The organism is Vreelandella titanicae BH1 (genome assembly GCF_000336575.1).
In the GTDB taxonomy this organism is placed as follows: Bacteria; Pseudomonadota; Gammaproteobacteria; order Pseudomonadales; family Halomonadaceae; genus Vreelandella; species Vreelandella titanicae.
The window spans coordinates 1-14,405 of the sequence record NZ_AOPO01000016.1 but is presented as its reverse complement, the minus strand read 5'-3'; the positions used below and the strand labels follow the sequence as shown (position 1 = coordinate 14,405).

The window sequence follows — 14,405 nt, the reverse complement described above, 5'->3', positions numbered from 1 at the left end:
CGTGTCTCCCCACTCCCACCACTGAGATGAACATGGCAACCAAGCTTAGCGTAAAGCAAAAGCTCTTTTTGGGGCTCACTCTATTGATGGGCTTGGCGGCCCTCTATTGGATCCTGATGGAAACCGGCGCCTTGTCGGTCTTGACCGACAAGCAGGCCTTGCGTGAGTGGGTTGATAGGCTGGGCGTCTGGGGGCCATTGGCCATCATCTTTATGATGATGGCTGCCATTGTCATGAGCCCGATCCCCAGTGGTCCGATTGCGATGGTGGCTGGTGCGCTTTACGGCCCAGCTTGGGGGACGGCCTATGTCGTTATCGGTGCCGAAGCCGGTGCTCTGCTCGCTTTCTGCATTGCTCGTTTTCTCGGCTATGAAGTGATGCAACGCTGGCCCCGTACACGGCCTATCCTCAATTGGCTGGGAAAGGAGCGCTCTCAAACCGGCTTGATGCTCATCGTTTTTGCATCCCGATTGGTGCCCTTCATTTCGTTTGATGCCATCAGCTATGCGGCAGGTATTACGCCCCTGTCCTTCTGGCGCTTTTTGATCGCCACATTGGCCGGCGTAATCCCCACGGCGTATCTGATCGTCAAGTTCGGCGAAGTGCTAATTACCGCCGACTCCCGTGGTCTCATGATCGCGCTGGTCCTCATCAGTGGCATCACATTGCTGCCGCTGCTGGCGAAACGCCTATGGGCTCGAAAGCCATGACCGATGCAACCTAGTGCTCCAAATCAACTTCCGTAAGCACTAACAATGCTCAGCAGGCACTTACCCGCTACTACCTGTGAGACGTATACGTGAAATTTCGGACATTGCTATTTTTACCCCTATTGGGCTTTTTTGGTTTGAGCTTTTTCTTTTATCAGGGCTTATCAATGGATCCTAGCGCCAGAGATTCCCCCTTGTTAGCTCAGCCGTTTCCGGCCTTCAACCTGACGACGCTGGAAGACCCCTCAAGGGTCGTTGATGAATCTCTTTTTAAAGATAAGGTGACATTGGTCAATGTTTGGGGAGAGTGGTGCCCCACTTGCAAGCATGAAATGCCGCAGTTATTGGACTTAGCCGCGCGAGGCGTCCGCTTGGTTGGCATCAACTACAAGGATACCCAGGCAAAGGGACTCGAGTTTCTTGACGAGTTTGGGAATCCTTTTGAAGTCAATATTTTTGATCCAGAGGGTAACCTAGGTTTTGAGCTAGGTGTTTATGGCGCACCCGAAAGCTATCTGGTCGATACCGAGGGCACTATTCGTTACAAACATACAGGTTACATAACTTCTGAAGATGTTGAGCGAGTCATCCAGGAAGTCGAGAAGTGGAAACGATAAAACGGCTCTTAAGACGCAATAATTTTTGTTGATGACTCCAACAGTAACGATTGATTAAGGAAGATATATGCTGCAATACCCTCAAATCGACCCGATCGCCATCGCCATAGGCCCTCTTCAGATTCACTGGTATGGCTTAATGTATGTAATCGGGCTAGTGGCCGCTTGGTGGTTGGGTCGGCGTCGCGCCCACCGACTCGGCCTAAGCCACGATGATATAGGCGACCTGATCTTCTACGCCGCCATCGGCATCATCGTTGGCGGCCGCCTTGGCTATGCACTGTTTTACGGGCTCGAACAACTGCAAGCCAACCCCCTTTGGTTACTAAAAATCTGGGAAGGAGGCATGAGCTTTCATGGCGGCCTTGCCGGTGTGTTAGTGGCTGCCTGGCTGTTTGCTCGCAAACATCAACTGGCTTTTATTCAACTGACCGACTTCATTGCTCCGTTAGTCCCCATCGGCCTGGGAGCGGGTCGCCTCGGGAACTTCATCAATCACGAGTTACCGGGGAGAGTTAGTGATGTACCTTGGGCAATGGTGTTTCCATCCATGATGGAGCTGGGCCCAGAGCCACGGCATCCTTCGGCTCTCTACGAGTTTGCCCTTGAAGGTGTCGTGTTGTTTGCCGTGCTGTGGTGGCTATCGCGCCGACCACGTCAGCGGGGCCTCATCTCTGGGCTGTTCCTGCTTCTGTATGGAGCCTTCCGTTTCATCGTAGAGTTCGTGCGCCTCCCCGACCCTCAGTTGGGATTCATCGCTTTTGGCTGGTTAACCATGGGGCAGCTACTGACACTACCAATGATCGTCGCGGGCTTTGCTCTGGTCGCTTGGTCCAGAGGTCAGCCAATGGATAAGCCAAAGGCGGCGTTAAACTCATGAAACAAGTCTTCGCTTTTCTAACGGTGGCACTCTTTATAGTCACCCCGGTAGCGGCACGTGAAGAGATGTTTGAGGTTGGTGACAAAAGTTCCCCCTTTAACCGTTCGCCCCAACGTGACTTTCTACCGGCTAAAGAAGCCTTCCGAACCACCGCCTGGCGAGACGATGATCGAGTTTATATCGGCTTCACCGCCGCCGAAAATTACTACCTTCACCGGCATCAGTTCGCGATTGAGAGTCTCTCTCAAGATGTCAATTTCGGTGAGTTGGCTTTGCCTCCTGGCGAGCCAATGTCGCACGCGTCTTTAGGGAACATTAACGTTTTCTACGATCAGGTGTTGGTGAGTGCGCCCATCGAGGCGAGCGACACCGTTACCGGGCCGCTGGCCATCATGGTGACCTTTCAGGGCTGTTCCGACCAAGGACTCTGCTATCCACCCGAACAGGTCGAACTCGTATCACCGTACGGTTCGCCTCCGGCGGCCTTCACCATCAGCCCCTCCCGTGATACGGCGGGTAGCTCCAAAGGTGCCCCTTAAATGAATCCCGCCGACATGAGCCTGCCGCCGCTGGCGGCGGCCTTCGTCTTCGGCTTGCTGGGAGGCGCGCACTGTATCGGCATGTGTGGCGGCATCATGAGTGCCCTGACCTTTGCTGTGCCCCCCAGCATGCGACAGCCGAGGCGTTTAGCAGGTCTGTTGCTCGGCTATAATTTAGGTCGTATCAGCAGCTACATGATCGCTGGTGCCTTGGTGGCCCTGCTCGGTTCCGTGCTCAACCATGCACTGGACAGCTTCGCCCTGGTGTTGCGTATCCTGGCGGCGGTCATGTTGATACTAATGGCACTGTATATCGCCAACTGGTGGAAGGGCTTGCTACGTATCGAGGCACTGGGGCGCGTCCTGTGGCGCCGCATCGAACCAATAGGCCGTCGCTTGATGCCTGTTGTAAAAGTACCCCAAGCATTCGCACTTGGCTCGCTATGGGGCTGGATGCCCTGTGGGCTAATCTATTCGATGCTGGCCTGGAGTCTTGCTGTAGCCGAGCCATTGCGTGCCGCCGCGATGATGGGGGCCTTTGGGCTCGGCACCTTGCCTGCCGTCCTAGCGACCGGAGTGGCAGCGCGCCGTGTCTCAATATGGATACGTAGCCCCGCGACTCGTACGCTAGCAGCGCTGCTGATTATTACGTTTGCCGTCTGGCAACTCTGGCATCTGCAATCCATGATAGGGATGGTGGATACGCACAGTGCCATGACTTCGCCGCATCACTAATGATTACTTCGCGAATCATTAGCCTCGAAAACTAATTTACCTGTCCCAAGCGATTCGATTAGTTCCTTCAGACTGAAGCTTTCAGTCATCTTGTCTTGGTTCATGTTATCTAACCATCGCGCTATCACCTGGAGTTCTTGGGTCCGCAAGTGAAGACGTCGCCTTTGAGTGGCGAGTGGTACTGGTTCATTAAACTCTACGGTGCCTTGATCCGCCCAAGATAATATTTGTTTGATCTCTGGAAGACTAACGCCCAGCGAACGCAGGCAGTCGATAAAACGTAGGCGCCCCAAGGACTCTATATCGTAGAGTTGATAACCGTTGCGCGGGTCGCGGTGCGGTTGCAACAACCCTTCCCTTGTATAGTGACGTACCGTTTCTGCCGTTACCTCTCCCGTCTGAGCCAGCTCGGAGACTCGCATTGGCTTACCCTCATTTGTTTACTCGTAGCCAGCTTACAACCGCCAGGCTGCCCAAAGGTCAAGTCTTCAACGGGCGCTTATGGCAAACCTTTCGGTTGTACATCGAAATTTAAAATGAGGCCTTGACCTTAAAGTCTGCTTTAAGGATATCTTACAAAAGCACCTCTGCCACAAGGTAGAAACCGTAATCAAGTCCTACCACCAGCTCGTTTGGCAGAGTGATTCACACACAAAGGAGAGTGTCATGCGTAAACGTAATACTGCGATCCTGTTTACTGCCATTATCGTTGCCAGTAGCTTCGGAGCTGGCTCGCTTCTTGCCCAAGAAGAGAATCAGCAGGAGCCGATGGAGGGCAATGACATGCATAGCAATATGATGCAAGAAGGTGGTATGCACGACATGATGGGCGATATGAAGTCCATGATGGAAAAATGTAACGCCATGATGGAAAACATGCAGCATGAGAACGACGATGCTTGAAACGACTCGGATGGGGTTGCTTGTACGCAAGCAACCTTTTTCTTATCCGGGTAGCGTCAATGAGACCTTCCGCCCTGTTAACTAACCGGACACTCAATATATGAAACATTGGAAAGCGCTAGCTGTTACGTCTTTGCTGGCTTTTCCCGTATCGGGATTGGCGGCTGATATATCAGCGACCCTCTACAAAAATCCCAATTGCGGGTGTTGTGCCGAATATGCCAAGTATTTGGAACAAAACGGCTTCGACGTGGAGACGATCGACACCCATGATCTCGTTGAAATGAAAGCCGAGTATAACGTCCCTGAAGAACTGCATGGCTGCCATACCACGGTCGTAAGAGACTATCTCTTCGAAGGGCATGTGCCTGTTGAGAGCGTGACCCAAGTGCTTGATGAAAAACCCTCTATCATAGGGCTGAGTGTGCCGGGAATGCCGCTTGGCTCACCGGGCATGTCGGGAGAAAAACGCGGCCCGCTCGAGGTCTATGCCATAGCCTCGCAACCGACCGATAGCCCCGACATTTACGCGACTCACTAAGGGATAGTGTGGCGATGAAACTACCCATCCTGGCAGGATATCTCGTAGCCGTATTTCTGATGACTGCCACATCCCTTGCCATGGCCGCCCCGTCAGAAAGCTCAGGGCCACAAGGGTTTCTTCTCTGGGCCACCCCCAACGACGTATCGGAAATCAGTTTCGAGGATAGCGGCGGCACCCCTTTAACGTTGGCTGACTTTGAAGGAAAACTGATTTTACTCAACATCTGGGCAACATGGTGTGGGCCTTGTCGAGAGGAAATGCCCACTTTAGATGCCCTCCAGGCTGAGCTTGGCAGCGATAATTTTGAAGTGGTCGCCTTATCGATCGACCGTAAGGGGATCGAGATTGTTAATGAATTTTATCAAGAGATAGGCATTGAGCATCTGGCTCCCTATATAGATAAAACCGGGATGGCTAGTGCAGATCTTGGGGCTGTAGGTATTCCCACGACGCTTCTACTTGACCGCCAAGGCAAAGAAATTGGGCGCCTCGTGGGGGAAGCCGAGTGGAACACTCAAGACATGATCGACTTTCTTACCGAAATGATTGCAACCAGATAATGAGGTAGCACCATGAGTTGTTGTGACGACAAAACCCAACAGAGCAAACAAAAATCGGGGCTACAAGGCCTGTTGACAGGGCCTCGCGGCCTGATGTTGCTGGGTGGCGTGGCAGTGGCTGGCGGCCTTGCTTTTGGCTGGGATAACCTGGTCTTGCTCGGCATCGCGCCTATTCTATTGAGCCTATTGCCATGTCTCATTATGTGCGGATTAGGCCTATGCATGATGAAGTGCAAAGACAAAAAAGGTGAAGCGACCGAGCAAAGCGACGCAACCAATGTTCAGGCCCGGGTAGAAGACGCTTCAGAAGTGAATGCCGGCACAGCGCCCACCACTCGCCAAATAGTAGATCAAAGCGAGTCAATCAAGCAGTCCTCTTCAAAATTCCAAGCCTAGCATGGGTAAAGGGTAATGCTTGAAGTAGCCAATATAGGACTGGTCACTGCCTTTCTGGCAGGCCTGATCTCGTTCATTTCGCCCTGTGTTTTGCCACTTGTGCCTGGCTATCTTTCTTTCATAACCGGCCGCTCGCTCGGACAATTACAGGAGGCGGATAGACGAGAGCGTCTCCGGGTGTTAACCCAGTCGATATGGTTCGTGCTCGGTTTTTCAACCATTTTTTTGTTGCTGGGAGCCAGCTCCACCGCCATTGGTCGTCTGCTGTTGGTGTATCGCCAAGAAGCAAACCTAGTCGGTGGCCTTATCGTTATCCTGTTTGGTGCCTTCATGATCGGGCTCATGCCATGGCGCTGGTTTCAGCAAGAATGGCGGTTTATGGGTCGACTGAAGGACGTCGGTGGAAGCCGCAGTGCGGCTTATCTGCTTGGTTTAGCGTTTGCATTTGGCTGGACCCCCTGCATTGGCCCGATTCTGGGTGCCATTCTTACCGTCAGCGCTTCCACGGCCAACGCCTGGATCGGCATGGCGTTGCTCGGTGTTTATTCTTTGGGTCTGGGCGTGCCCTTCATGCTGAGTGCCCTTTCACTTGATCGCTTCATAAAGCACCAGAAGTTCTTGCGCCGCTGGGGGCGTTTTATACATATAGTGGCTGGATTGATCATGATTCTGATGGGTAGCTTAATGATCACAGGCAAACTATCCGAGCTGTCATATTGGTTATTGCGCACTTTCCCTGCCCTCGGGGCTATCGGCTAATCGTTATTTAAGGAAATATTGAAATGCGCAACATCGTGAGTCGTTTTTTACGTGTCTTCTTGCTGGCAGGTTTGTCAGCAGTCAGCTTTGGCATCGCCAGCACGGCCTTGGCAACCGAAGAAGGGTTGCTTTCTCTGCATTATGACGTAACAGGCAAACGACTGTTTAAGATTGAGGCCAACCAGCTATTCCAGCGTACCGATGAAGGCATGGCTTGGAATGCGATTCCCTTGCCCGAAGACGTGACTGAAGGCCAGTTGCTAGCGGTATCGGTACCCTACAATGACCCGCAAACGCTCTATATTGCAGGCACCTCAATTGGGGTGCAGCGTAGCACCGATGATGGGGAAACCTGGCAAGAGCTCAACGCTAACTTACCTAGCCGTGAGGTAACTGCGCTAACCGTACATCGCCGCCAGAACGAAACACTTTATGCGGTGATTGCCGATAACGGCATCTACCAAAGCGAGGATGCTGGCGACACCTGGAAGAAAATGGACAGCGGCCCTTCACAGAAGGTTAACCGACTCATCCACTCTGACATGGAAGGCAGCATGCAGACCGGCTGGCTCTACGCGGTATCGGTCGATGCGGTGCGTCTATCGATGGACTGCTTTTGCGGATGGAGACCGACCGGAGCACTTGATGCTGGCAGCGTCTATGATGTGGCTTATAGCCTTGACAACCCAAAGCGAGTCTATGTAGCTACGCAGCAGGGCCTATGGCGTAGTGATAATGGTGGTCAAGAGTGGCAGCAAGTAGCTGGTGATGGCACAGAACTCGTTGCGCTCACACTCTCGGCGAAAGGCACGCTCTATGGTTTAAACCAAAAAGGGGAACTGTTGCACAGTAAAAACGAAGGCCGATCTTGGACTTATCCCGATGCGTAAGCGCTATTTTTTCTCTGCCTCATGGCTGACGCTAATGGTTGTGGGACACGCCATGGCTGAGGACCGCCCTTCTTCCAGCGATACGTCTCAGTTAGAGGACGGAAAAAGAGTTTACCGACAATACTGTGCCAGTTGCCACGGTGCACAAGGCGAGGGCATGCCCAACTGGGAAGAGCAAAACGCTCTAGGGGAGTTGCCGGCTCCACCACATGGACCAGAGGGACATACCTGGAAACACTCTGATGCCATGCTCTATAGAATTATTGCCGAGGGTTGGCGCGACCCTTGGAATAAAACCGATAGGCTAACGATGCCAGCGTACCAGGAAGTTTTGGCTCCCAGCGAGATACGAGATGTGGTGAATTATCTCAAGACATTATGGACACAAGAGCAAAGGCGTCACCAAGCAGACGAAAGTGTTGAGAACCCCTTTCCAAACCTGCTCCCGGCGAATGCTAGCCCTTACTTAGAAAACCAACTTCGCATTGTCAGCGAATAAATATACACTTTAGCGAATCTCAAATGTTTATGTTGAGACATGGAAGTTAACAAATTTCATAATAAAATAAACTTATTACCTAACGACTGAGGCGCCTTCAGGCTTAGTAAGATCGACTGGCTCACTTCACAATAAAGTTTTCGTCGCGCCACATATTTGATCTGAAGGCTGTGGAAGGGAGTTAGATTATTATGTTAGGTAAGCAATATAGTGTTAATAAACAACTAAGAGGTTCATAACGGTGACAACGACCCACTCCAGCGCTCGCGCTTATGGTTGCAAACAGGAGAGTACATATGTCCGTTTGGCTTGTAGATCGTTGACCTGCTCGTGCACATGGGCCTTAGGTGAACGTAAACCTGCTGACTTCGCGGTAAGAGATTGACGCGTTTACAGAGCAGGAACATGTCGATACGATTTCCCAGGGATATCTGGGCTATGAACGCATTGGCGGCTATGAAGAGCTTCATGAGCACCTGGGAGTTAGCGTTTCAGACCCTAATGCGACCACCTATCGCCCTGTGCTGGCAATTTTTGCCACTGCGTTACTCATCGATTTTTCTGCCAGTTGGGAGGTTCAGTGCATAATATTCACTGCACGCGTGCTAGAGTATGCCGTAGCCACAGCGATCATACCCCCGGGTCTGCAAAAGCTGCAGGGCGTAGCGAGCTTTAGCGCCATGTTTCTCAACTATGACCTGCACGCCCAGCGCCAAGTCCCCTTCAGTTACGTTTACCTTCACGCCTAGATACTTCCGAAGCTACTAATGCTGGCTGATACGCTTATCTGGCTGGCTGCGCCACTGGCGCTATTCGTTGGCACCGTGTGACAGGTTCTGTCTTTAAAGCGATATACCTCGATAAACGTGAGCTCAAGTGCGCCTGTGTCGGCAACAGTAATACCCATTAAGCTTTGTATCGCTCACCGAAAACCTAATGATGATGGGAATGAGGCTATGGATACCGCTTGGGTAATTATCGCCTACTTTTTGCGAGGCGCTTGATCAGGATCATATTTCTATCCGTCGCTGTTCAGGTTGCGTTCAGACAAGTCATCCATGCTGTTATTAGGGTTACTTATTTGATTTTTCCCAAACCAACGGCCTTAACTGCTGTTGGCTCTTTGGGCGAAGTCTTCCAGGTTACGGAGGTGATTATGAGTAACAGTACAAGTAGTCGTTTGCTGATGTTGTGGGTGCCACTTGCTGGGTTTGTCATTTGGGCGGGATACCTGATTGGAACCGAGCACCGTCTCCACCTCTTTCAGTTCTTACCTTTCCTCTTTTTGGCAGCATGCCCACTGATGCATATTTTCATGCATAAACACCACAGCGGTCATAAGGACAAAATAGACAAGGACTGAACCACTCTATATATACATGTACGCGCCTGGGAGAAAGACCATGAGAACGACACAACAAGAGCACCGCTTGGGTGTTTCCAAAAACACACTGGTGACTCGGAATTTAAAAATCAAACCCAGTAAACCCAAACGCATTGAAGAAGCGCTGTCAGATATCGACCGACTCTATGGAATGGATAAGGTGGTCTACAACGAGAAAAACCGAAATATCAGCCTTGCTTACGATGCGCTGAGGCTCTGCATCGATGACGTTGAAAAAATTCTCAAGCTCCATGAAGTAAAGGTCAGCGCTGATCGGTGGAACCGCTTTAAGGAGGAGTATTATCGTTTCGTCGATCAGAACGTTAAAGACAACGCTAAACAGGAACCTTGGAGCTGTCATTAATAGTCATAACAGCTACATGACACAACCAGGAGCAAGACTGGCTGTTTTAGAGTAAGAGGTGCTTGCCTGCAGCCTCGCAAAATCAGACCTTCCGTCAGTCATTTGCCATGTGGCTACACATAGGTTCTATATTTAATTTCTATAGCATCAAAAAACACCCCACAGGAGTCCTCGGCAGTTACCGTTACTGTGGTTGCCGTTAATACAAGGAGTCGTTTTCATGGTTGGGCTGGATAGAACGCCACAATATAAAGAAAACAGTCTTTCGTTGGTCGGTGCCGTTGCATTAGGCACCGGCGTGATGATTGGGGCCGGTATTTTTGCGCTAACCTGCCAAATGGCCGAAATGACTGGTCGGCTATTTCCTCTAGCCTTTCTGGCCGCTGCCGTCATTGTCTCTTTCAGCGCTTATTCTTACGTTAAAATGTCCAATACCTTCCCTTCAGCAGGTGGGATTGGCATGTATTTACAGGAAGCGTATGGCCCGACGCTTCCCACCGCCTTTCATGCCCTCCTGATGTATTTTTCCATGGTGATCGCACAGAGTTTTTTGGCGAGAACGTTTGGCTCTTATACGCTTGAGCTGTTTGACCTGGGGGATCGTTCACTATTTGTGCCCCTACTCGGGGTTGGTTTACTGCTAATAGCCTTTTTGATCAATTTATCCGCCAACCGCTTGATCGAGACCGTCGCCTCGGTGCTCGGATTTATCAAAATAGGTGGCATTATAGTGTTTGGTATTGTCGGCGTGTTTATTGCCGACTCCATCGAAATGGGTGCTGGCAACGATGCACCTACGCCTACGATAACGGACTTTTTAGGTGCTACGGCGCTCGGCATACTGGCATTTAAAGGCTTCACGACGATTACCAATAGTGGTTCGGAGCTTAAAGATCCTAAGCGGAATCTTGGCAAAGCTATCACGATCTCGATTGCGCTATGCGTGGTGATCTATGCCCTTGTCGGTTTTGCCGTTGCCAGCAACCTATCTTTGCCTGAAATTATCGAAACCCAAGACTACTCCCTGGCCGCCGCTGCCCGTCCCGCACTGGGTGAAGCGGCAGTTGCGTTTACCGTCATTCTCGCCATGTTGGCAACGGCGGGCGGTATCATCGCCAGCGTCTTTGCCGTTTCACGCATGCTCGCCATGCTGACAGAAATGAAGCTGGTTCCTCACCGCCATTTCCACATGCCCGGCAGTGTACAAAAGCATACACTGGTGTACACCATCGTATTTGGCTTAGTGCTCACCGCTTTTTTTGACCTGAGCCGCATCGCAGCATTAGGCATCATTTTCTACCTGATCATGGATATGGCCATCCACTGGGGTGTGCTTCGTCATCTCAAGGACAGAGTGGGGGCTAATCCTGTTATTCCTAGCATTGCCATACTACTAGATGCTGTCGTGTTAATCGGCTTTTTATGGGTAAAAGCCATCTCGGACCCCATGGTGCTCATCGTTGCTGGCGTAGTAATGGCTACTCTTTTACTCGGCGAATGGATTTTCCTATCCAAACGCGACGCTTCAAACGATAGCGAGCACTCTCACACTCATTAACGTTAATAGCGTTATAGGAGGTACCAAATGGACGTTAGAACCTTTGGTGAATTGATCGATTGGACCCGTCAGTTACACGAGCATCTTGCAGCTTGCCTTGCTCATTGCGCCGATATACACGAAGAAGAGCGCGCTCGCATGTTGCTCAATTACTTAGCTGCACAGGAAGCGGAAATGCAGCGCGTTGTGGCGCGCTTTGAACAGACTGCTGACGCGAAAGCATTAAAAACCTACGTTTATGACTATTTGGAGCATAAACCTATCCGTACGCATCGTACCTGCGATGCTCCCTACTCTACGCTAAGTGTTGACGACATTTGCCGGGAGGTTTTTGATTTCCATGAACAAACGATAAATCTTTATCGAACCCTGGTCGGCAAAGCGGAAATTCCAGAAGCTAAAGAGCTCCTAGAGTCTCTTTTAGATCTTGAAGAGCACGAAGCCATGCGCCTTGTTCGCCAAACAGGGAGAATGAACGATGTCTGAAAACCATGCCGAGACAAAGGTAAAAGACCCTGTTTGTGGCATGGACGTAGATCCTCATGCTACTCACCACCGTGCCAATCACGCGGGTAAGACGTGGTACTTCTGCTCAGAAAAGTGTCAGGATAAGTTTGTTGCCAAGCCTGACGCGTATCTTGAGCCAAGCAAACAGTCACAAGCGTCAGTACCCTCGGGATCTATTTATACTTGCCCGATGCACCCAGAAGTTCGACGAGAAGGCCCAGGCGACTGCCCTATCTGTGGCATGGCGTTGGAACCTGAGACCGTCTCTGCTGACACCGGCCCTTCGGACGAACTCAAGGACATGACCAGGCGTTTCTGGATCGGCCTAGTACTAACCCTACCCGTGTTTGCCCTAGAAATGGGTGGGCATGTGTTTGGCCTTATGCATTTGATTTCCCAGCAAACCTCTAACTGGATTCAACTGGTGCTGGCAACGCCAGTCGTCGTCTGGGCAGGTTGGCCATTCTTTGTACGCGGATGGCGTTCGCTAGTGCGTCGCAGCCTTAATATGTTCACGCTAATCGCGATCGGTACCGGCACCGCGTTGATCTACAGTTTGCTGGCCACCCTCACACCGGGCATCTTTCCCGACACCTTCCGTCAAGCCGATGGCTCGGTGGCCGTTTATTTCGAAGCTGCAGCAGTGATTGTCGTTTTAGTTTTACTGGGGCAAGTATTAGAGCTACGCGCTCGTGAAAAAACCTCTGGTGCTATTCGTGCTCTGCTCGACCTAGCACCCGCTACCGCTCGACGCCTTGATGATCAGGGCAATGAGGAAGATATCTCCCTTGACCAGGTTCAGGTTGGGGATCGTCTCCGGGTGCGCCCCGGCGATAAGGTGCCATTAGACGGCGAAGTGATGGAAGGTCGTTCCAACGTTGACGAATCCATGGTTACCGGCGAACCGCTAGCGGTAAAAAAAGAAGTTGGCGATGGCGTTATTGGCGGCAGTATCAATGGGCAAGGATCATTCGTCATGCGCGCTGACAAGGTTGGCCAAGACACGATGCTGTCGCAAATTGTGCAAATGGTCGCCAGCGCCCAGCGTAGCCGCGCACCCATTCAAGGGCTTGCCGACAAAGTCGCCAGCATCTTTGTACCCGTCGTTATTCTCATTGCCGTTGTGGCTTTCATCGCCTGGTCATTGTGGGGCCCTACCCCGCCGATGGCGTTTGGCCTGATTGCGGCGGTTAGTGTTCTGATCATTGCCTGCCCGTGCGCGCTAGGCCTCGCTACCCCCATGTCGATTATGGTGGGTGTAGGGCGCGGTGCCCAGTTAGGCGTGTTGATCCGCGACGCCGAAGCTCTTGAACGTCTAGAGAAGGTCGACACCGTCGTCGTCGACAAAACCGGCACGCTTACCGAAGGCAAACCACGAGTGACCGAGTTGATTCTCACTGAAGGCATTGCTGAATCGGAGCTTTTGCGCTTGGCAGCTAGTCTTGAGCGAGGCAGCGAGCATCCCTTGGCCCATGCGATAGTCGAAAAGGCTAAAGAGGCAGAGGTAAAATTAACAGAAGCGTTGGACTTCGAGGCTCCCAACGGCATGGGCGTTATAGGCCAGATAGATGGCAAGCGTATTGCCCTGGGCAATCGGCTCTTGATGGAAAGCGAAGGCGTTAACACCCAGTCTCAAGACACACGCGCCGATCAATTGCGCAGTGACGGTGCTACAGTCATCTTTGCGAGCATCGACGGGAATTTGGCTGGGCTTCTCGCCATTGCTGATCCTATCAAGGAAACCACCGAAGAAGCCATTCGTTCACTCCAGGCTGACGGTATTCGAGTGGTGATGCTGACAGGCGATAATCGTACCTCCGCAGAAGCTGTGGCGCGTCGGCTAAGCATTGATGAGGTCGAAGCTGAAGTGCTTCCAGAAGACAAGGGCCGAGTGATTCAGCGTCTCCGTGATGAAGGGCGCATTGTTGTCATGGCCGGCGACGGCGTGAACGATGCACCTGCGCTGGCTACAGCGGATGTCGGCATTGCCATGGGAACCGGTACCGACGTAGCAATAGAAAGCGCTGGGGTTACCCTACTGCGAGGAGATCTTACCGGTATTGCCACGGCGCATAAACTCTCTAAAGCCACCATGCGTAATATCCGCCAAAATCTCTTTTTTGCCTTTGCTTACAACGCGGCAGGCATCCCCATTGCCGCAGGGATTTTGTACCCCTTCACAGGTATGCTGTTATCACCGATTATCGCGGCGGCGGCGATGTCACTCTCTTCAGTGAGCGTGATTGGCAATGCTTTACGACTTAGGATGATTGCTATGAAGTAAGACATGACGGTCTCAATGAATCGCCCCGGGTTTCGTAGACACCTCTAGGCCTTATACTAAAGGTACCTAGGAGGATCCATGAGCCGTCCCCGTTACACTGAAGAATTCAAAATCGAAGCCGTTAAACAGGTGGTAGAGCGTGGCCATCGAGTTGCCGAGGTCGCTGAGCGTTTGGGCGTGTCAGGCCACAGCTTGTACCACTGGATCAAGCGCTACGATAAGCCGGTAGAACAACGGCAAGAAGACAATGATCTCCAAGCTGAAAACCGTCGTTTA

Annotated in this window: 19 protein-coding genes; 18 read left to right on the top strand and 1 reads right to left on the bottom strand. The window is 51.7% G+C overall.

What is annotated here, in order from left to right; genetic code table 11:
- The first annotated feature begins 32 nt into the window (after positions 1 to 32).
- From HALTITAN_RS20555 to HALTITAN_RS20535, 5 genes are all read left to right on the top strand, one after another.
- Positions 33 to 710: a TVP38/TMEM64 family protein gene (locus HALTITAN_RS20555; protein ID WP_039860315.1), complete on the top strand. Its 678-nt coding sequence runs from the start codon at positions 33 to 35 to the stop codon at positions 708 to 710.
- An 89-nt stretch (positions 711 to 799) separates the two neighbouring features.
- Positions 800 to 1,327 (top strand): DsbE family thiol:disulfide interchange protein, encoded by a 528-nt coding sequence (locus tag HALTITAN_RS20550; protein WP_009288242.1) that lies wholly within the window; start codon positions 800 to 802, stop codon positions 1,325 to 1,327.
- 67 nt (positions 1,328 to 1,394) lie between these two features.
- Positions 1,395 to 2,207 carry a prolipoprotein diacylglyceryl transferase gene (lgt, locus tag HALTITAN_RS20545; RefSeq protein ID WP_008958484.1) on the top strand — a complete coding sequence of 271 codons (813 nt, stop codon included), beginning with the start codon at positions 1,395 to 1,397 and terminating at the stop codon, positions 2,205 to 2,207.
- A complete protein-coding gene (locus tag HALTITAN_RS20540) occupies positions 2,204 to 2,746 on the top strand; it encodes a protein-disulfide reductase DsbD N-terminal domain-containing protein (protein WP_009288241.1) in 543 nt (180 codons plus the stop codon). Before lgt ends, HALTITAN_RS20540 begins: the two co-directional genes overlap by 4 nt.
- Positions 2,747 to 3,481 carry a sulfite exporter TauE/SafE family protein gene (locus HALTITAN_RS20535; RefSeq protein ID WP_009288240.1) on the top strand — a complete coding sequence of 245 codons (735 nt, stop codon included), beginning with the start codon at positions 2,747 to 2,749 and terminating at the stop codon, positions 3,479 to 3,481.
- On the opposite strand, the gene HALTITAN_RS20530 is transcribed toward HALTITAN_RS20535, so the two are convergent.
- Positions 3,478 to 3,903 (bottom strand): MerR family transcriptional regulator, encoded by a 426-nt coding sequence (locus HALTITAN_RS20530; protein ID WP_009288239.1) that lies wholly within the window; start codon positions 3,901 to 3,903, stop codon positions 3,478 to 3,480. The two genes, HALTITAN_RS20535 and HALTITAN_RS20530, sit on opposite strands and share 4 nt — an antisense overlap.
- A gap of 244 nt (positions 3,904 to 4,147) precedes the next feature.
- On the opposite strand from HALTITAN_RS20530, the gene HALTITAN_RS20525 reads away from it, so the two are divergent.
- The 13 genes from HALTITAN_RS20525 to HALTITAN_RS20460 all read left to right on the top strand — a co-directional run.
- Positions 4,148 to 4,384 carry a hypothetical protein gene (locus HALTITAN_RS20525; protein ID WP_039860312.1) on the top strand — a complete coding sequence of 79 codons (237 nt, stop codon included), beginning with the start codon at positions 4,148 to 4,150 and terminating at the stop codon, positions 4,382 to 4,384.
- A 100-nt stretch (positions 4,385 to 4,484) separates the two neighbouring features.
- Positions 4,485 to 4,925 carry a DUF411 domain-containing protein gene (locus HALTITAN_RS20520; protein ID WP_009288238.1) on the top strand — a complete coding sequence of 147 codons (441 nt, stop codon included), beginning with the start codon at positions 4,485 to 4,487 and terminating at the stop codon, positions 4,923 to 4,925.
- 14 nt (positions 4,926 to 4,939) lie between these two features.
- Positions 4,940 to 5,488 (top strand): TlpA family protein disulfide reductase, encoded by a 549-nt coding sequence (locus HALTITAN_RS20515; RefSeq protein ID WP_008958476.1) that lies wholly within the window; start codon positions 4,940 to 4,942, stop codon positions 5,486 to 5,488.
- 12 nt (positions 5,489 to 5,500) lie between these two features.
- Positions 5,501 to 5,884, top strand: a complete 384-nt coding sequence (locus HALTITAN_RS20510) for a hypothetical protein (protein WP_039860309.1) — start codon at positions 5,501 to 5,503, stop codon at positions 5,882 to 5,884.
- A gap of 15 nt (positions 5,885 to 5,899) precedes the next feature.
- The gene (locus HALTITAN_RS20505) at positions 5,900 to 6,643 is read left to right on the top strand and encodes a cytochrome c biogenesis CcdA family protein (protein WP_009288237.1); all 744 of its coding nucleotides are present in this window, start codon (positions 5,900 to 5,902) and stop codon (positions 6,641 to 6,643) included.
- A 23-nt stretch (positions 6,644 to 6,666) separates the two neighbouring features.
- Complete coding sequence (locus HALTITAN_RS20500; protein ID WP_039860306.1) at positions 6,667 to 7,533, top strand: WD40/YVTN/BNR-like repeat-containing protein; 867 nt, start codon at positions 6,667 to 6,669, stop codon at positions 7,531 to 7,533.
- The gene (locus tag HALTITAN_RS20495) at positions 7,526 to 8,032 is read left to right on the top strand and encodes a c-type cytochrome (RefSeq protein WP_051052160.1); all 507 of its coding nucleotides are present in this window, start codon (positions 7,526 to 7,528) and stop codon (positions 8,030 to 8,032) included. The genes HALTITAN_RS20500 and HALTITAN_RS20495 overlap by 8 nt, the downstream gene beginning before the upstream one ends.
- A gap of 1,156 nt (positions 8,033 to 9,188) precedes the next feature.
- The gene (locus HALTITAN_RS20485) at positions 9,189 to 9,395 is read left to right on the top strand and encodes a DUF2933 domain-containing protein (protein WP_039860397.1); all 207 of its coding nucleotides are present in this window, start codon (positions 9,189 to 9,191) and stop codon (positions 9,393 to 9,395) included.
- Positions 9,396 to 9,435: 40 nt separating this feature from the next.
- Positions 9,436 to 9,780: a hypothetical protein gene (locus HALTITAN_RS20480; protein ID WP_039860304.1), complete on the top strand. Its 345-nt coding sequence runs from the start codon at positions 9,436 to 9,438 to the stop codon at positions 9,778 to 9,780.
- A gap of 220 nt (positions 9,781 to 10,000) precedes the next feature.
- Positions 10,001 to 11,338, top strand: a complete 1,338-nt coding sequence (locus tag HALTITAN_RS20475) for an APC family permease (RefSeq protein ID WP_039860301.1) — start codon at positions 10,001 to 10,003, stop codon at positions 11,336 to 11,338.
- Positions 11,339 to 11,365: 27 nt separating this feature from the next.
- Positions 11,366 to 11,824: a hypothetical protein gene (locus tag HALTITAN_RS20470; RefSeq protein ID WP_009288235.1), complete on the top strand. Its 459-nt coding sequence runs from the start codon at positions 11,366 to 11,368 to the stop codon at positions 11,822 to 11,824.
- Positions 11,817 to 14,129 carry a heavy metal translocating P-type ATPase gene (locus HALTITAN_RS20465; RefSeq protein ID WP_039860299.1) on the top strand — a complete coding sequence of 771 codons (2,313 nt, stop codon included), beginning with the start codon at positions 11,817 to 11,819 and terminating at the stop codon, positions 14,127 to 14,129. The genes HALTITAN_RS20470 and HALTITAN_RS20465 overlap by 8 nt, the downstream gene beginning before the upstream one ends.
- Before the next feature lie 78 nt (positions 14,130 to 14,207).
- The coding region (locus HALTITAN_RS20460; RefSeq protein WP_039860296.1) for a transposase at positions 14,208 to 14,405 on the top strand (198 nt) is incomplete at its 3' end.